This is a genomic window from Sphingomonas naphthae, assembly GCF_028607085.1.
Lineage (GTDB): Bacteria > Pseudomonadota > Alphaproteobacteria > Sphingomonadales > Sphingomonadaceae > Sphingomonas_Q > Sphingomonas_Q naphthae.
On record NZ_CP117411.1, the window covers coordinates 3,265,642 to 3,283,916 of the forward strand.

General features: G+C 67.8%; 14 protein-coding genes. 4 read left to right on the top strand and 10 right to left on the bottom strand.

Going from position 1 to position 18,275, the window contains the following annotated elements; genetic code table 11:
- Nucleotides 1–103: 103 nt before the first annotated feature.
- Nucleotides 104–2,707, bottom strand: coding sequence for a GAF domain-containing protein (locus tag PQ455_RS15775; protein WP_273687046.1), 2,604 nt, complete (start codon nt 2,705–2,707; stop codon nt 104–106).
- Between the two features lie 340 nt (nt 2,708–3,047).
- Here PQ455_RS15775 and PQ455_RS15780 point away from each other — a divergent pair, with 340 nt between their 5' ends.
- The 4 genes from PQ455_RS15780 (at nt 3,048) to PQ455_RS15795 (ending at nt 6,396) form a co-directional block, all read left to right on the top strand.
- Complete coding sequence (locus tag PQ455_RS15780; protein ID WP_273687047.1) at nt 3,048–4,286, top strand: flavin-containing monooxygenase; 1,239 nt, start codon at nt 3,048–3,050, stop codon at nt 4,284–4,286.
- A 23-nt stretch (nt 4,287–4,309) separates the two neighbouring features.
- Nucleotides 4,310–4,726: a RidA family protein gene (locus tag PQ455_RS15785; RefSeq protein WP_273687048.1), complete on the top strand. Its 417-nt coding sequence runs from the start codon at nt 4,310–4,312 to the stop codon at nt 4,724–4,726.
- Nucleotides 4,723–5,400 carry a DUF1028 domain-containing protein gene (locus PQ455_RS15790; protein ID WP_273687049.1) on the top strand — a complete coding sequence of 226 codons (678 nt, stop codon included), beginning with the start codon at nt 4,723–4,725 and terminating at the stop codon, nt 5,398–5,400. The genes PQ455_RS15785 and PQ455_RS15790 overlap by 4 nt, the downstream gene beginning before the upstream one ends.
- A 75-nt stretch (nt 5,401–5,475) precedes the next feature.
- Entirely contained in the window at nt 5,476–6,396 is a 921-nt protein-coding gene (locus PQ455_RS15795) for a LysR family transcriptional regulator (RefSeq protein WP_273687050.1), read from the top strand.
- Nucleotides 6,397–6,399: 3 nt separating this feature from the next.
- Here PQ455_RS15795 and argE read toward each other — a convergent pair whose 3' ends face one another.
- The 9 genes from argE to PQ455_RS15840 form a co-directional block, all read right to left on the bottom strand.
- Complete coding sequence (gene argE / locus PQ455_RS15800; protein ID WP_273687051.1) at nt 6,400–7,572, bottom strand: acetylornithine deacetylase; 1,173 nt, start codon at nt 7,570–7,572, stop codon at nt 6,400–6,402.
- Between the two features lie 8 nt (nt 7,573–7,580).
- A complete protein-coding gene (locus PQ455_RS15805) occupies nt 7,581–8,513 on the bottom strand; it encodes a 2-hydroxyacid dehydrogenase (protein WP_273687052.1) in 933 nt (310 codons plus the stop codon).
- Nucleotides 8,514–9,257, bottom strand: coding sequence for a class II aldolase/adducin family protein (locus PQ455_RS15810; protein ID WP_273687053.1), 744 nt, complete (start codon nt 9,255–9,257; stop codon nt 8,514–8,516). It lies immediately after the preceding gene.
- Nucleotides 9,254–11,626 carry a glycoside hydrolase family 3 C-terminal domain-containing protein gene (locus tag PQ455_RS15815; RefSeq protein WP_273687054.1) on the bottom strand — a complete coding sequence of 791 codons (2,373 nt, stop codon included), beginning with the start codon at nt 11,624–11,626 and terminating at the stop codon, nt 9,254–9,256. Before PQ455_RS15815 ends, PQ455_RS15810 begins: the two co-directional genes overlap by 4 nt.
- 20 nt (nt 11,627–11,646) lie before the next feature.
- Entirely contained in the window at nt 11,647–12,759 is a 1,113-nt protein-coding gene (locus tag PQ455_RS15820; protein ID WP_273687055.1) for an ABC transporter ATP-binding protein, read from the bottom strand.
- Nucleotides 12,760–12,761: 2 nt separating this feature from the next.
- The gene (locus PQ455_RS15825; protein WP_273687056.1) at nt 12,762–13,634 is read right to left on the bottom strand and encodes a carbohydrate ABC transporter permease; all 873 of its coding nucleotides are present in this window, start codon (nt 13,632–13,634) and stop codon (nt 12,762–12,764) included.
- Entirely contained in the window at nt 13,631–14,503 is an 873-nt protein-coding gene (locus PQ455_RS15830; RefSeq protein ID WP_273687057.1) for a carbohydrate ABC transporter permease, read from the bottom strand. The genes PQ455_RS15825 and PQ455_RS15830 overlap by 4 nt, the downstream gene beginning before the upstream one ends.
- A complete protein-coding gene (locus PQ455_RS15835) occupies nt 14,493–15,743 on the bottom strand; it encodes an ABC transporter substrate-binding protein (protein ID WP_273687058.1) in 1,251 nt (416 codons plus the stop codon). The genes PQ455_RS15830 and PQ455_RS15835 overlap by 11 nt, the downstream gene beginning before the upstream one ends.
- A gap of 67 nt (nt 15,744–15,810) precedes the next feature.
- Nucleotides 15,811–18,015 carry a TonB-dependent receptor gene (locus PQ455_RS15840; protein ID WP_273687059.1) on the bottom strand — a complete coding sequence of 735 codons (2,205 nt, stop codon included), beginning with the start codon at nt 18,013–18,015 and terminating at the stop codon, nt 15,811–15,813.
- Nucleotides 18,016–18,275 lie beyond the last annotated feature (260 nt).

Consider the following 18,275-nt stretch of genomic DNA (forward strand, 5'->3'; position numbering starts at 1 on the left):
GCATTCCAGCCCGCCCATTTCATACCGCACACCCGGCGACGGGTGCCCGGCGTTCAGCCCGACAGCCGAGCCATCCGATCCCGAGCCATCTACGCGGAACGTCTCAGCGATCGGCCGCCAGCAGGTCCGCCACCTGTGCCGTAAGCGTGTTCATCGCGAAGGGCTTGGTGACGAGCCGCATGCCGGGCTCCAGCTGCCCGTTGCCGACCACCGCATTCTCGGCGAAGCCGGTGATGAAGATCACCTTCAGGTCGGGCCGCCGCACCTTCGCGGCATCGGCGACCTGCCGCCCGTTCAGGCCGCCGGGCAGGCCGACGTCGGTGATGAGCAGATCGATCGCCGTGTTGGAATTGAGCAGCGTCACCGCCGTCGGCCCGTCCTGCGCCTCCAGCGAGGCATGGCCCATGTCCTCGAGCAATTCGCAGATCAGCATCCGCACCGTGGGCTCGTCGTCCACGACGAGGACGGTGCGCTTGCCGGTCTTGGGAAGATCGGACACCGGTTCGGCGGTGCTGCCCATTTCCGCCTCGCCATAGTGTCGGGGTAGATAGAGGCACATCGTCGTGCCCATGCCGACCTCGCTATAGGCGCGCACCTGCCCGCCCGATTGGCGGGCGAAGCCGTAGATCATCGAGAGGCCGAGCCCGGTCCCCTCGCCCAGCGGCTTGGTGGTGAAGAAGGGATCGAAGGCGCGCTTGATCGTCTCCGGCGTCATGCCGGTGCCGGTGTCCGACACGCAGAGCGAGAGATATTGGCCCTCCGGCAGATCGCGCTCGCGGCTGGCGCGGGGATCGAGCCATTTGTTGGCGGTCTCGATCGTGATCCGGCCGCCTTCGGGCATCGCGTCGCGCGCGTTGATGCACAGGTTGAGCAACGCGTTTTCGAGCTGGTTCGGATCGACCAGCGTCGTCCAGAGGCCGCCCGCGCCAACCACCTCGACCTGCACCGCCGGGCCGACCGTGCGGCGGATCAGATCCTCCATGTCGGCGACGAGGCGGTTGATGTCGGTCGGCTTGGGATCGAGCGTCTGGCGGCGGGAGAAGGCCAGCAGGCGATGGGTCAAGGCGGCGGCGCGACGCGAGGCGCTCTGGGCGGCCGTCACATATTTCTCCAGCTCGCCGATCCGCCCCTGCGCGATGCGGACCTGCATCATCTCCAGCGATCCGACGATGCCGGCGAGCATATTGTTGAAATCGTGCGCGAGCCCCCCGGTCAGCTGGCCGACCGCCTCCATCTTCTGCGCCTGGCGGAGCTGCTCCTCGGCCGCCATCAGGCTGGCGGTCCGCTCCTCGACCTGTTGTTCCAGCGATTGGGTCAGCACGGCCAGTTCATGCTCCGCGCGACGGCGCTCGGTCGCGCTGCGGGTGCGCGCGGCCAGTTCCTCCATGAACAGCAGCTCCTCGGGCAACCAGACCCGCGGGGTGCCGTTGTTGATGTAGATCAGCGCGACGAACGCGCCATTCTCATGCAGTGGCATGTTGATGAAGGAGTGGGCGGTGATGGCCTTCAGCACGTCCGCCTGATCGCGCGTGCGCAAATCCTCGTCGGCGTTGGTGCACAGCACCGTTTCGCCGCGCTTCAGATCCTCGATATAGCTGCCATGGTCGCGGAATTGCAGCGTGCCCGCGATCGTCGTGACGCCCGGCGCGTTCCAGTCGCGCTCGACGGTGATGGTCTCGGCGATCGGATCGATCGTGCCGTAGCCGGCCCGGCTGACGCCGAGCGTCTGGCCGAGAATTTCCGAGGCCGCGAAGGCGATGTCGGCGGGATCGTCCATGTCGCGCAGGATGTCGCTCAGGCGGAGCAGCGCCGCCTGCCGCGCTTCGGCGCTGCGCCGTTGGGTGATATCAAAGCTGACGCCGGGAAAATGCTTCGAGACACCATCGTCCGCGATCGTACATCGCCCCTCCGCCGCGACCCAACGGAATGATCCGTCCGGCTGGACCAGGCGATATTCCGCGAAGAAGGGCTCGAGCGTTTCCACCGCTTTGTCGACCCGCGCCATCAGATCGCTTCGGTCCTCGGGATGAACGTGGCGGAAGAAGGCCTCGATCGGCGCGCCCCGCGCCGCGCGCTCGGCATCCACGCCATAGAGGGCGGCGAAGCGGGGATCGGCGACGACGAGATCCTCGCCGACATGCCAATCCCACATCCCCACCGATCGCGAAGCGACGGCGAGCGTGTCGCGCCGACGCTGCAAGGTGCGCAGTTCGATCTGGGCGACCATTTGGGCACCGAGCGCGAGCAGCGTCGTGCGTTGCATCGCGTTCAGCCCCTCGGGGCGAGGCGCGGTGTCGATCACGCACAAGGTGCCGAGCGGCAGCCCGTCCGAGGTGACGAGCGGAACGCCGGCGTAGAAGCGGATGTGCGGCGCCCCCGTCACCAGCGAAAAATCCGCGGTGCGTGGATCGGCGGCCAGATCGGGGATCTCGAACAGGCCGGCATGGTGGATCGCGAGCGCGCAGACGGACGTGTCGATCGGGGTCTCATCCACGCCGACCCCGAATTTCGCCTTGAACCACTGGCGCTGCGCATCGACGAGGCTGACCAGCGCGATCGGCGTGTCACACGCCGTTTTGGCCAGCCAGACGATATCGTCGAACGCCGGTTCGGACGGCGTATCGAGGATTTCGGCCTGGATCAGGCAATCGAGGCGTTCCGATTCGGTCCACGCGGCGGAGCGCCGCTCGATCGATCCCGCCGTCATCGGGGGCCGGCCGATCGATCGGCTCGCGATAAAATTGCCAAGGGAGTTCCGCCGTCCGTCATCATGATAGAGTTTGGGGAACGCACCATCGACCGCAATGGTCCGTGCCCATGCATCAGACCGGGCCGTGCCGCTACCTCATCCTGGCCCAAATCAACAGCGGGCGCGCGGACCTGATGACCTTCGGCGCTTCAAATCCCACAGCACACCGGGCCTGATCCTCTTCAAGAAAAGGAAAGCATCGCAACGCCAAATCCTTGTTTTTGGATCGGCTGAAGCACCATAGTTCGCCTGCCCAGATCGGCATCCGATGATGTCGGCGCTATAAAGGGCGATCCGGATGCCGGCTGGGGCCATCAACACGCTTATCATCGGCGGCGGGCAAGCGGGGCTGGCGATGAGCGGCAATTTGCGCAAGCAGGGCGTATCGCATCTCGTCGTCGAGCGGGATCGGATCGCGGAGAGTTGGCGGACGCGGCGGTGGGATTCGCTCGTGGCCAACGGGCCGGCCTGGCATGACCGCTTTCCCGATCTGGAATTCGCCGGCATCGACGCGGACGGGTTCGCCGCCAAGGATGCGGTGGTCGACTATTTCGAGACCTACGCGCGCCAGATCGATGCGCCGATCCAAAGCGGCGTCGATGTGCGGCGGCTGAGCCGACAGGATGGCAGATTCCTGATCGAGACATCGGGCGAGACGATCGTCGCCGATCGGGTGGTGGTGGCGACGGGGCCGTTCCAGCGACCGAGCATCCCGGCGATCGTGCCGCGTGGCGTCGATATCCCGCAGATCCACTCGCACAGCTATCGCAACCCCGATCAGCTGCCGCCGGGCGCGGTGCTGGTGGTGGGGGCCGGATCGTCGGGCGTGCAGATCGCCGACGAGCTGCTGCGTGCCGGGCGGCGCGTCTGCCTGTCGGTGGGGCCGCACAACCGGCCGCCCCGCCGCTATCGCGGCAAGGATTTCTGCTGGTGGCTGGGCGCGCTCGGCCATTGGGAGGCGCGGACGCCCAACCCCGGCACCGAACATGTCACGATCGCCGTGAGCGGCGCGCGCGGCGGCCATACGATCGATTTCCGCGAACTGGCCGAACGCGGCATGGTGCTGCTGGGCCGGGCCGAAGGCTGCGACGACGGCGGCGTGATGCGCTTCGCCGCCGATCTCGCCGGCAGTATCGCGGCGGGCGACGCGGATTATCTGTCGGTGCTGGATCAGGCCGATGCCTATGTGACCCGCGAGGGCCTCGATTTCCCCGAGGAGCCCGAGGCGCGGGCGATGCGCGCCGATCCCGCCTGCCTGACCGATCCGATCCTCAGCCTCGATCTCGCCGATGTCGGATCGATCGTCTGGGCGACGGGCTATACCTTCGATTTCGGCTGGATCGATATCGACACGTTCGACGCGGGCGGACGGCCGATCCACGACGCGGGCGTGTCGGCGGTGCCGGGGCTCTACTTCCTCGGCCTGCCCTGGCTGTCGCGCCGGGCCTCGGCCTTCATCTGGGGCGTGTGGGGCGATGCCGAGCGGCTTGCCGGCCATATCGCCGCGCACACGCCCGCCCCCGCCCCCGCCGCCTGACACCATCGAAGAGGGACAAGAGCATGCCCGTCCACGACCGCATCCGCCCGTTCAACACGCGCGAGACCTATCCCGAGCAGAAGCTCGACAACGATCTGTGCCAGGCGGTGGTGGCGCGCGGCCGCACCGTCTTCGTGCGCGGGCAGATCGCGCAGGATCTCGACACGCGCGAGAGCCTGTTCCCCGGCGACGCGACGCTCCAGACGCGGCAGGCGATGGCGAACATCAAGATGCTGATGGAGGAGGCCGGCGGCGACATCTCCCATGTCTGCCGCGTCGTCGTCTACCTCATCGACATTCGGTATCGCGAGGATGTGTATCGCGAAATGGGTCAGTGGTTGCGTGGCGTATTCCCGGTTTCGACCGGGCTGGTGGTGTCGGCGCTGGCCCGGCCGGAATGGCTGGTCGAGATCGAGGCGACGGCGGTGATCCCCGAATGACTTTCTCGGTCACCGCGCGCTGCGCCCGGGCGGGCATGTTCGGCATCGCCGTCTCCTCGTCGAGCCCGGCGGTGGCGGCGCGCTGCGCCCATGCGCGGGCGGGCGTGGGCGCGGTCTCGACGCAGAACATCACCGATCCCCGGCTGGGTCCTGCGGGGCTGTACGAACTGGCGAGCGGCCTGCCCGCCGAAGCCGCGATCGCCGCCCTGTGCGAGCGCGCGGGGGACACGGCGGCCTATCGCCAGCTGACGGCAGTGGATGCCGAGGGGCGCAGCGCGGCGCACAGCGGGGCCCATTCGCTCGGCCGCCACGGCCATCATCTGGCGCCGGACGTGGCGGCGGCCGGCAATATGCTGACCACGCTCGACGTGCCGCCCGCGATGGTCGCGGCCTTCCTCTCCCGGCCCGAGGATCATCTGGCCGACCGGCTGCTGGCGGCGATGGACGCGGCACTGGCGGCGGGCGGCGAGGAAGGGCCGGTCCATTCGGCCGGGCTGCTGGTGGTGGACGATCAGGACTGGCCGCTGATCGACCTGCGGATCGACTGGAGCGACGCGCCGATCGCCGACCTGCACCGCCTGTGGGCGATCTGGCGGCCGCAGATGCACGATTATGTCACGCGCGGCCTCGATCCCACCCGTGCTCCCAAATATGGGGTGCCCGGCGACCTGTGACATCGCGGACGTGCATATCGGCCCGGCGGGGATTAGACAGGCGGACACAATTCGTCATGCTCAAGGCCGGCCGCGATGCGCTTCACGTTGAAACAGCTCAGCTATTTCGTGGCGGCGGGTGAGGCGAACAGCATCACCCTCGCATCCGAACGGGTGCATATCTCGCAGCCGTCGATCTCCTCGGCGATCTCGCAGCTGGAGGCTGAGTTCGGCGTCCAGCTGTTCTTCCGCCACCACGCACAGGGCCTGTCGCTGACGCCCGCCGGGCAACGCTTCCTGATCGCGGCGCGCGAATTGCTCCAGCAGGCGGGCGCGCTCAACGATCTGGCGGACGAGATCACCACGACGATCGCGGGGCCGCTGCGTATCGGCGCCTTCCGCACCTTCGCGCCGCTGCTGCTGCCCGAATTGTGCGTCGATTTCGCCGAGGCGCATCCCAAGGTGTCGCTGGAGATGTTCGAGGATGACGAGGCCGAGCTGGTCGCCAAGATCCGCAAGGCCGAACTCGATATCGCGCTCACCTACGAGCAGGACGGGGTGGACCTGCATTTCGAGCAACTGGCGCTGCTGCCGACCTATGTGCTGCTGCCCGCCGGCCACGGGCTGGCCAAGAGCGGGAGCCTGAGCCTCAAGGATCTGGCGAGCCAGCCCTTCGTGTTGCTCGATCTGCCGGTCAGCCGGGAATATTTCGCCTCGCTGTTCGAGAAGGCCGGCGTGCCGCTCAACATCGTGGCGCGCAGCCATCAGCCGGAGACGGTGCGCAGCTATGTGGCGTCGGGACTCGGCTTCTCGCTGCTGACGGCGCGGCCGAAGAATCTGACGGCGCTCAACGGCCGGCCGCTCGCCTACCTCTATCTCGACGACGATTTCCCGCCGATGAAGCTGGGGATGATTACCGCTCGCACCATCCGCAAGACGCGCGCGGTGGCGGCGTTCGAGGAGCATTGCCGGAAATCGATCTCGACCCGATCGATCCCCGGCATGATGAACTGGTAGCGGTCAGTCTGGGGTCAGATCCCCGGCGCGGCACAGCCAGTCGACCAGTGCGCCCAGCATCGCGTCGCAGCGGGCGAGTTGATCGACGGTGACATATTCATCGGGCTTGTGGCCTTGGTCCATCGATCCGGGGCCGCAGATCATCACCGGGCGGCCGAGCTTGTCGTCGAACAGCCCGCCCTCCGTACCGAACGCCAGCTTGATGCGATCGTTGGCGCCGGTGAGCGAGGCCAGGAAGCGCAGCCATGGCCCATCGGGGCTGTCGAGGCCGGGGTAGGCGTTGAGCGGTTCGATCAGGATCGCGGCTTCGGGGAAATCGGCGGCGTGGTGCGCGACGATGGCGTCGGCGGCGTCGCGCAGGCGCGCCATGACGGCCTCGCCATCCTCGCCGGGGACGGTGCGGAGTTCGATATCGAGCGCGCAGCTGTCGGGCACGATGTTGAGCGCGGTGCCGCCCCGGATCGTGCCGACATGGAGCGTGGAGAAGGGCACCTCGAAGGCGTCGTCGCGCCGGCCGTCGCGCGCCAGCCGCTCCTGCTCGGCCCGCGCGGCCGTCACGAAATCGGCGGCGAGGTGGATGGCGTTGAGGCCGAGGTGCGGCAGCGCCGAATGGGCCGCGCGGCCGGCGCAGGTGACGCGTGCGGCCAGCTTGCCCTTGTGCCCGGTGGCGAGGCGCATCGAAGTGGGCTCGCCGACGAGGCAGAAGAGCGGGCGGACGGGGAGACGCTCCAGCTCGTCGAGGAGCGAGCGGACGCCGACGCAGCCGACCTCCTCCTCGCACGACAAGGCCAGATGCAGCGGCGCGCGCAGGTCGGCGGCGCGCTCCGACGCACGCAGGAAGGCGGCGATCGCGCAGGCGACGAAGCCCTTCATATCTGCGGTGCCGCGTCCGAACAGCCGGTCGCCCTGCCGTGTCAGGGCGAAGGGCGGCATGGTCCAGGGCTGGCCGGCGACGGGGACGACATCGCTATGGCCCGACAGCACGATGCCCGGCCGGTCCGCCGGGCCGAGCGTGGCCCACAGGTTCCAGCTTCCCGGCAGCGGCCCGGTGATGCGGGTGACGCTCGCCCCCGCCGCGCGCAGCAGCCCCTCGACATGGTCGATCAGCTCCGCGTTCGGCGTACCGCTGACGGTGGGAAAGGCGATCAGCCGTTCGAGGATGTCGATGCTGGTCATGGTCATCCTCAATAGCCCCGGCTGCGGCTGACGGTGCCGATCGCGGGCAGCCCGGCGCTCACCCGCCGGACATTCTCCGCGATCTGCACCGCCGCCGTCTCGGGCAGCGCGACGGACGCCAGATGCGGCGTCACCAGCACGCCCGGCATAGCCCAGAGCGGGCTATCCCTGGCCAGGGGCTCGGCGGCGAACACGTCGAGCGTGGCCGATCCGATCCGCCCCGAAAAGAGCGCGGCGATCAGCGCATTCTCGTCCACGACCTGCCCGCGCGAGACGTTCACGAAGGCGGCGCCCGGCTTCATCGCGGCGAAGCGATCCGCATCGAGCAGCCCGCGCGTCTCCACAGTCAGCGGCAGGAGCGATACGAGGATGTCGGCGCCCGCCAGTACCGTATCGAGCGTGTCGCGGCCGTGATGCGTGGTCACGCCTTCGATCCGCTTGGGGCTGCGCGACCAGCCGTGGACGGTGAAGCCTAGCCGCGCCACCTCGGCGGCGGCCAGCGCGCCCAGTTCGCCGAGGCCGAGGATGGCGACGGTGATGTCGCGCGCCGGGCGCGGGTGGCGGTAGGTCCATTCGGCCTGCCGCTGGGCGATCTCGAAATGGGGGATGTCGCGGGCGTGGCGCAGCACCGCGAACAGCACGAAATTGGCCATCATCCGGCCCATTTCGGGATCGGACAGGCGGGTGATCGGCACGTCGCCGATGTCCTCGCGCGCCACCAGCCGATCGACCCCCGCCCCCAGATTCACGACCAGCGCGAGGTTGGGGAAGCGCGCGAAGAAGCCCGGCGGCGGTTTCCAGACGAGCGCGGTGCGGACCCGTTCGGGATCGGTGACGGCATCGGCCGGCGATATCTCCACGTCGGGCAACAGCGGCGCCAGCGCCTCGGCCCAGGGCGCGAACGGGTCGACCGCGCTGTAGAAAGCGAGGATGTCGCGCATCTAGCCCACGTAGCCGGGGTTCAGCCGGTCAAGCCGGCGCTTCATCGCCACCAGATGCGGGCGCGCGGCATAGCGCCGCTCCTCGACCATCTGTTCGGCCGCCAGCCGCACGGTCGCCGCGTCGATCAGGCGGAGCGGGCCGCCGGCGTTGCGCGCGAGCCACTGGTCGCGCGCCGCCACCTCGAAATAATGGAGGTCGTAGAGGCAGTCCGCCACGGTCGGGCCGATCGCCATCACGCCGTGATTGGCCATCAGCAGCAGATCCTTGTCCGCCAGCGCCTGCGCCACCGCATCCGCCTCGCCGCCGTCCAGCACGAGGCCGCCATAGCGGGTAAGATAGGCCGTCCGCTCGATGAAGCGCATCGCGCTCTGGTTGACGGGCAGCAGGCGCATGTCCTCCAGCGCGGACTGGGCGGTGGCATAGGGCATGTGACTGTGCATCACGCAATGCGCGCGCGGCACCGCCCGATGGATGCGCGAATGGATCTCGAACGCGGTCGGCTCCCAATGCCCCTCGCCCGCGACGATCCGCCCGGCGAGATCGACCTTGATGAGGCTGTCGGCGGTCACTTCCTCGAACAAGGGGCCGAAGGGCTTGAGCAGAAAATGGCCCGGCTCGCCCGGCACCGCGCAGGAGAAATGGTTGAACAGCCCGTCGTCCAGCCCCTCCAGAGCGGCGATGCGATAGGCCGCCGCGAGGTCGATCCGCGCGGCGCGCTCGCCCTCCCCCATCGCCGCGCTCACGGCGCGACGGTCTCATCGGCGAGGATGCGGGCGTTGATGGCGTCAATCGTCGGCTGCGCCTCGGCACGGGTGATGCGCTGGCGCAGGCGCCGGTCGAGCGTCGTCAGGATGCCGAAGAAGGAGGAGCGGCAATGTTCGAGCATCTGCCCCGCCTCGGCCTCGCCGATGCCCAGCCGGTCGCGCAGGAAGGCGTTGAAGCCGTCGCGCGCGGCGGGCGTGTCGAGCACGATCGCGGGCTGCGTATCCCAGGCGATGAGACGATAGCGGGCGACGGCCGAGCGCGTCTCGAGCGGCGCCTCCAGCCGGATATCGCGCGACGAGGCGCCGACCTCGATCACGACATCGTCCTGATCGAGAATCCACGCCTGCCGGACGGGATCGTAATAGCGCAGGTCGTCGGCCGGGATGGCGATCTCGACGCGGCGGGTCTCGCCGGGCGCGATCGCGACCTTGGCGAAGCCCTTCAGTTCGTGGACCGGTCGGTGCAGGCGCGGCTTGCCGTAGCGGACGTAGATCTGGGCGATCTCCTGCCCCGCGACGTCGCCCGCGTTGGTGATGTCGAACGCGACGGTGAGCGTCTCGCCGTCGCGGATCATGGCGCGGTCGAGCGAGAGGTTGTCGTAGCGGAAGCGGGTGTAACTCAGGCCGTGGCCGAAGGGGAACAGCACCGGCATCGCGCGGCTGTCGTAGCTGCGATAGCCGACGTGCAGCCCCTCGCTATAGACATGATCGCCATTCTCGCCGGGGTAGGTGAGATAGCCCGGAATATCGCGGATCGAGAGCGGGAAGCTGCTGGTCAGCTTGCCCGAGGGATTGACCTTGCCGAACAGGATGTCGGCCAGACCACCGCCCATCGCCTGACCCGACAGGAAGGTCTCGATCACGGCGGGCACGGCATCGATCCACGGCATCACCACCGCGTCGGGGCTGGCCAGCACCACCACCGTCGCGGGATTGGCGGCGGCGACCGCGGCGATGAGGTCGTCATGGCCGGGGGCGAGCGCGAGGGTGGTGCGATCGGAACCCTCGCCGTCCCAGCCCACTTCGGTGTTGGCGAAGAGGATCACCACGTCGGCGCCGGCCGCCCCCGCGACCGCCTCGGCGATCAGCGCGTCGCGCTCGGCGGCGTCCTCGGTCGTGCCGGCGAAATGCTCCACCGTGACGCCCTCGCCGGCCAGCGCGCGGATTTCGTCGAGCGGGATATCGACCTGCGTCGGCGTGGTGGTGGCGCAGCCCGAGCCCTGGATCACCGCCTCGACCGCGCCCGCGCCGATCACGACGATGCGCCGCGCGGTGGCGGCGATCGGCAGCAGCGCGCCCTCGTTCTTGAGCAGCACCATCGACTCGCCCGCGATCCGGCGCGCCAGCGCATGATGGGCGGCGGGGTCGAGCGGCAGCGCGGGCAGCGCCTCGCCCTGCTTGCAGCGGCGGACCAGTTCCAGCACGCGCAGGCACGCCCGGTCGACGATCGCCATCGACACCGCGCCCGTCTCCACGGCGGCGCGCAGATCGGCAAGCCGCGTCTCGCTCTCCGGCATGTCGAGGTCGTTGCCGGCGATCAGCGCGGCGGCGCGATCCTTGATGCCGTGCCAGTCGGACATGACCAGCCCGGCGAAACCCCATTCGCCGCGCAGCACGTCATCGAGCAGCCAGCCATTCTCGGCCGCCTGCACGCCGTTGAGCCGATTGTAGCTGCTCATCACGGTCCAGGGATCGCTCCTGGTGATCGCCCGCTCGAAGCCGCGCAGGTAGATTTCGCGCAGCGCGCGCATGTCCACCACCGAATTCATGCTCGTCCGCTCGATCTCGCAATTGTTGCAGGCGAAATGCTTGAGCGAGGCGCCGACGCCCTGCCCCTGAAGACCGAGGATCAAAGCGGCGGCGATGTCGCCGCTGACGACGGGATCTTCCGAATAATATTCGTAGGTGCGGCCGCCGAGCGGCGTGCGGCGGATGTTGATGCCCGGCCCGAGCAGGATGTTGACCCCCATAGCGCGACATTCGATGCCGAGCGCGCGGCCCATCGCCTCGGTCAGCTCGACATCCCACGAACAGCCGAGCGCCGATCCATTGGGGAAGCAGGTCGCGGGCTTCATCACGCCCCAGGCGGTCTCCACCTCCTGCGCCTTGCGGTTGACGACCGAGAGGAAACCCTCGAAATCCTGGCCCGCTTCCTCGTCGCCGTCGATCTGCGGGATCGAATAGCGCACGCCATAGGTGCCGTCGGTCATCACCACCGCCGGGATGCCGAGCCGCTCGACGGCGTGGGTGCGCCACATGCGGTGGCCGGTCAGCAGATCGACCTTCTCGTCGATCGTCAGGTCGGCGACGAGCGCGACGAGGTCGGCGCTTTCAAAGGATGACGTCACGGGGGATTACTCCGGTAGGATCAGCAGCGAAGGCCGGTGTCGGCCGCGAAGACGGACGCGCGCGCGGCGTCGAAGGTGATGGCGAGCCGGTCGCCGGGCGACGGCGCCCGATCGGAGGGCACGCGGACGGAAATCATCTGCTCGCCCAGCTTCAGCCAGACGAGCGTATCGGCGCCCATCGGCTCGATCAGCGCGATCTCGACAGGATTGGCGGCGGCGAAGGCGGAGGCGGGCGCGAATTCAGTGGCTTCGGGGCGGAGGCCGAGGATGATCTCGTCGCCCGCGACCGGCGGCTTGCGGAAGGGATAGCCGGCGAGCGACAGGCGGATGCCGTCTGCGGTGTGGAGCGCGCCCTGCCCTTCGGCCACGAAGCGCCCCCGCACGAAGTTCATCGCAGGCGAACCCACGAAGCCGGCGACGAACATCGTCTCGGGCTTCTCATACAGGGTGCGCGGATCGGCATATTGCTCGACCACGCCGCCGCGCAGCACCGCGACGCGGGTGGCCAGGGTCAGCGCCTCGACCTGATCGTGGGTGACATAGACCATCGTGGTGCCGAGCGTGCGGTGGATCTTCTTCAGCTCCATCCGCATCTCGGTCCGCAGTTTGGCGTCCAGGTTGGAGAGCGGCTCGTCGAACAGGCAGATGTCCGCCTCGCGCACCAGCGCCCGGCCGATGGCGACGCGCTGGCGCTGGCCGCCCGAGAGCGCCGCCGGCTTGCGATCGAGCAAAGCGGTGATCTGGAGCAGTTCGGCCACCCGATCGACCCGCCAGGCGATCTCGTTGCGCGAGACTTTGGCGACCTTCAGGCCGAAGGACAGGTTCCCCCGCACCGTCATGTTCGGGTAGAGGGCGTAGGATTGAAACACCATGCCGATGCGCCGCCGCGCGGCATCGACATGGGTGACATCCTCGCCGCGCATGTGGATCGATCCGCCGTCGACCGTCTCCAGCCCGGCGATGGCCGACAGGAGCGTCGATTTGCCGCAGCCGGACGGCCCGAGCAGGACGGTGAATTCGCCCGGCTCGATCTCCAGGCTGGTATCCTTCAGCACCATCGTGGCGCCATAGGCCTTGGAAAGATTGCGGATCGAAATGCCGCCGGTGGTGGCCCTGTTGACGGGGTTCATCATGTTCATCCCTTGACCGCCCCGGCAGCGATACCGCGAACGAAGTAGCGCCCCGACAGGAAATAGACCGCGAGCGGCGGAAGCCCCGCCAGCAGGGTCGCGGCCATGTTGACGTTATAGCGCGCCTCGCCCGTCTCGGTGTTGACGATATTGTTGAGGAGGACGGTGACCGGCGTATTGCCCGTGCCGCCCAGCACGAGGCCGAAGAGATAATCGTTCCAGATCGCCGTGGTCTGCATGATCGCCGCGACGACGAGGATGCTGGGCGACAGCGGCAGGATCAGCTGGAAGAAGATGCGGTAGAAGCCCGCCCCGTCGATCCGCGCCGCCTGCACGATCTCGTGCGGGAGGGCCGCGTAGAAGGTGCGGAAGATCATCGTGAGGATCGGCTGGCCGAGCAGGATGTGGATCAGCACCAGCCCGCCGATCGTGCCGTACAGATCGAACAGCCCGAGGGTATGGACGATCGGATAGAGCAGGGCCTGATAGGGCACGAAGGCGCCCAGCAACAGCACGGCGGCGAGCTTGTCGGCATGCGGCACCGTCCAGCGCGCCAGCGCGAAGCCGTTGATCGCGGCCAGGAACACCGATCCCAGCACCGCCGGCACCACGATCTGGAAGGAGGTGACGAAACCCGGCTTCAGCCCCTCGCAATAAGCGCCGGTGCAGGCATGGCTCCACGCATCGCGCCAGGCCGACAGGTCGATCTGATGGGGCAGCGAGAAGATCGACCCCTGACGGATTTCCGCCATCGTCTTGAACGAGGTCGCCACCATCACGAACAGGGGCGCGGCAAAGGCCAGCGCCAGCACGATCAGCGCGGCATAAAGCAGGATGCGCCCGCCGATACCGCCCCGGCTCGCCATCGCGGGGGTCATTTCGGCTGCCTCCGCTGATAGAGGTAGAAGGGCACGAGGGCGGCGGCGACGATCAGCAGCAGCATCACGGCGGCGGCCGATCCGAGCGCGACATTGCCGCGCTCGAACATCGCATCCACCACGAACTTCGCGGGCAGATCGGTCGAGGTGCCGGGGCCACCGCGCGTCATGGCGATGACGAGATCGTAGGCCTTCACCACATGGGTCACCAGCAGCACGACGCAGGTGGCGACGGTGGCGCGCATCGAGGGCAGGACGACGCTGGCATAGACCCGCCACACCGGAATGCCCTCGATCCGCGCGGCGCGCCAGATTTCGGGATCGATGCCGCGCAGGCCCGCCAGCAGGATCGCCATCACATAGCCGGAGGCATGCCAGACGCCCGCGAACACCAGCGTGTAGATCGCCCGGTCCGGCCGGCCGATCCAGTCGAAGGTGAAGCTCTGCCAGCCGAGGTCGCGGACGAATTGCTGCACGCCGGTCGAGGGGTTGAGCAGCCATTGCCACACCACGCCGGTGACGATGAAGGACATCGACAGCGGATAGAGATAGATGGTGCGGAAGATGCTCTCGCCGCGCGCCTGCCGGTCGAGCAGGATGGCCAGTGTACCGCCCAGCAGTAGGGTCAGCACGATATAGCCCGATCCGAAGATCAGCATGTTGGCGACCGACGTGTGCCAGCGATCCATCGACCACAGGCGGATATAATGGCCGATCCCGACCAGCCGGTAATTGGGAATCAGGTTGGAATCGGTGAAGCTGATGTAGATCGTCCACAGGATGCTGCCATAATAGGTCAGCAGCACCAGCAGGATCGCGGGCACCAGGATCAGGCCCGGCCCGGCGCTGTAGCCGCCCTCACGCCGCATCGTGGATCACCTTGGCCATGGATCGGATCGCCGCGTCGGTCGAAAGCGAGCGCACCCAATATTGGGCGATGATGTCGCGCAATTCGCCTTCGGTATCGCTGTCCCACGCCAGCAGCCCGTTAGGCACCGGGGAATCGGGATCGGCGAGCGTTTCGGCCGCGAATCTGGTGCAGGCGTCGGCGTGGATCGGCTGCACGTCGAGCCGGGCGGGCACGCCGCCCTTCTTCGCGCTGAACCGCTGGATCAGGGCGGGATCGTTCAGCACGTCGAGCAGCATCTCGCGCGCGGCGCGCCCGCGATCGCCCCGGCCGAGCGGGAAGACGAGGGATTCGCCGTAAATGATATAGGCGCCGCGCGTGCCGGGGGTGGGGACGCAGGCGAAGTCGCGCCCCGCCTGCTGCCCGGCGGCGATGAATTCCGCCTTGGTCCAGTCGCCGCCGATCTGCATCGCCGCCTTGCCGGCGATCACCATGCCCGACGCGGCATTCCAGGTGCGCGACGAAACGCCGGCGTCCACCTCGTCGCGCAGCCGGCCGAAGATGTCGAACACCCGGCGCATGGTCGGGCTGGAGACGGCGGAAGCGTCGTGACGATCCATCACGCGGCGGTAGAAGGCCTTGCCGCCCACCCCCAGCATGACGTTGTAGAACACCAGCGTCTGGGTCCACGCCTCGCCCGAGAAGGCGAGCGGCACGAAGCCTTTCGCCCGCAGCCGGGCGGCGATGTCGAAGAATTCGTCCCAATTCTCAGGGGGCTTCGCGTCGATCGCGTCGAGCGCCTGGCGCGAGATGAAGAGCCAGTTGCCGCCGTGGATCGCCAGCGGCTCCATCACGATATGGCCGTTGGCCTGCATCTGGCGGTAGATGTAGGGGGAATAGCGGCCCTGCCAGCCTTCGCGCCGGGCGCGGGCGTCGAGCGGCTCCAGCACGCCCTGCTTGCCGAAATCCTGCACCGCGCGGCTCATCGCCCATTGCATCGCGGTCGGCGGCTGGCCCCCGGCGATGCGGCTGATCGCGAGCGCGCGGCCGGCGTGGATGCCGGTGACGGCGGTTTCGGTCCAGCGGCCGCCGCGCTTCTCGTAGGCGGCGACGATCTCGTGGATGGCGGCGGATTCACCGCCGCTCGTCCAGCTGTGGATCACCTCGGCCACGGGCCTGCCGTCGTCCTTGCGCCCGCATCCCGCGAGGCACAGCGCCAGAGCCGTGACGAAGCCGGCCCCCGCCCGCCGCCGCGATGTCATCCCATCACCCTTCGATATCCGGTCGGTCGCCGCCGCACCCCGAGGGTCAGGATGCGGCGGCGGGCCATCAGAAGTTGACCGTGACGCGGCCACCGAAGGTGCGCGGCGGGGCATATTGATAGACATAGGCCGATCGCGTGGCACCGGTCGGATCGAAAGCATAGCTCAGGATCAGCTTATCCTCGATATTGCGCACGAACGCATCCACCTGCCACGCGCCGCTGCGCGGCTTGTAGGTGAGGGTGAAATCGGAGCGGTGGTAGCCGCCCTGGCGATCGGTGCCCCGGTTGAAGAAGGTGAAGTAGGTCTCGGATTCGATGTGCGTCTGGAGGCGCGGGGTGAGCGTGCCCGACGCCAGCTCGAAATCGTGGCTGTAGCCCAGATTGACCGACCAGCGCGGCGCCTGCGGCGGGGTGTTGCCCGCCAGCTGGGTGTTCACGCCGTTAAAGAGCACCGCGAAGTTGGTATATTCGGCATGGGTGTAGCCGACGAAGGCATCGAAGCGATCGGCCGGGGTCGCCAGCCAGTTCAGCTCGACCTCGGCGCCTTTGTACCTCGACTTGCCGGCATTGACGACGAGGTTGCGGGCGGTGCCGTTGATGTTGACCGACTGGGTGACCTGCTGGTCCGAATAATCATACCAGAAGGCCGCCAGATTCACCTGGAGCGTGTTGCCGAAGAAGCGGTTCTTCGATCCGATCTCGTAAGCGGTGATCTTTTCGGGATCGTAGCTCGCCAGATCGGTGAAGCCGCCATCCTTGAAGCCCGTGTCGAACTTCGCATAAAGCAGGTGGCGCGGCGTCGCCTGCCAGTTGAGGCCGGCATGGTAGGTCCAGATCTTGGACGCCGCATCGCTCGCCTGCTGGGTCGTGGTGTAGTTGATCGCACCCGTGCTGTAGAAGGCATTGGTGTTGGTGATCTGGTTGAAACCCGTGCGGTGCTTGTCGTTATCCGAATAGCGCGTGCCGGCCTCCACCTCGACCGTGTCGGTCAGCTTGTAGCCGACCTGGCCGAACAGCGCCTTCGATTCCGAGACCACGTCGGGATAGCGATAGCGCTGGAGCACCGACGCGGGCGCCAGCAGCGCGGCCTTGCCGGGATAATCCTCGATCAGGGTCGTCAGGTCGTTCTTCTCGCGGAAGTAGAAGCCGCCGATCTGCCACTTGAGCGGGCCGCCCGCCTTGGAGGTGAGGCGCAGTTCGTGGTTCCACGTCTCCGGCTTCTCGACCTGGTTGAACGACAGGTTCTGGCGGGGGCCGCCATAGACCGTGCCGTAATTGGCGAGGCGCTTGAAATCGACCGAGCGGAAGCCGCCGAGATAGGTGATGTTGGCGATGCCGAGATCATAATCCACGTTCCAGCGGATCGCGGTCGTCTCGAGGTGGAGGAAGCCGCCCTGCGTCAGCGAGAAGGTCTTGCCGTCGCCAGGGATGGCCGGCTTGTTCTCGAAATCGGTCGTGCCGTTCGCGCCGTTGCGCCAGGCGATCGCCTGCGGCACCGGGCCGACGCCGTTCTGGAAGGTATATTCGCCGCTGAGCGTGACCGAGAAGCGGTCGGTCGGCTTGAACAGCGCGGTCAGGCGGGCCGCCTTGCTATGCTCGTCGTCGCCGTCGCGCGCCGGATAATTCTCGCGATAGCCGCTATGGTCGCGCGTCTGGAAGGCGGCGCGGATCGCCAGCGTATCGGTGACGGGCAGGTTGACCATGCCCTTGGTGATGAAGGCATCGTAATTGCCGGCTTCGGCCGAGACCGAGGCGGCGAAATGATCGAGCATCGGCTTGCCGGTGACGATATTCACCGCGCCGCCGGTGGCGTTGCGGCCGAGCAGCGTGCCCTGCGGGCCGCGCAGCACTTCGATCCGGTCGATATCGAAGATCGCCGCGTTCAGGCCGACGGCGCGCTGCGAATAGGTGCCGTCGATGCTGAGCGCGACGGCGGGATCGCCGATTTCCGACGTGTCGCGGCTGGAGACGCCGCGGATCGAGAGGATCGCCTGGGTGTGCTGGGCCTGGAAGCTGAAGCTGGGCGCGATGCGGGCGAGATCCTCGACCGAGCCGACATTGTTGCGCTTGATCGCCTCGGGATCGATCACGCTGATCGCGATCGGCGTCCGCTGGAGGACGGAGGGGCGCTTCTCGGCGGTGACGACGATGTCGCCGAGACCTTCGGCCGCCGGCTGCGCCGTGGTGGTCTGGGCGTAGACGGGCGTCAGTGCGACGAGGCTTGTCGCGACCGGCAAGGCGGCGCGCGCGATCCGAAGTAGAGCATTCATATCCAGTCCCCTTATCCCCAAAAGCTCTTGAAACTCCCCCGGCCTGCCGGACCCGACCGGCGAAACCCTAGCCATCGGAACGGTCTTCGGGACGTCGCCCTGCCCGGCGGGCAGCCCATGCCGCCCGCCCCGGACAGGCGCCACCGCGCCGTTCCTTTTGGTTCACCCTGCTTTCAGCCGTTGTGCGGCCAGACGTTTCGACCTCTCGTCGGGGCCTTGTTTCGTCGGAATGCACAGTAGGCTGACGATTTTGAAACTGT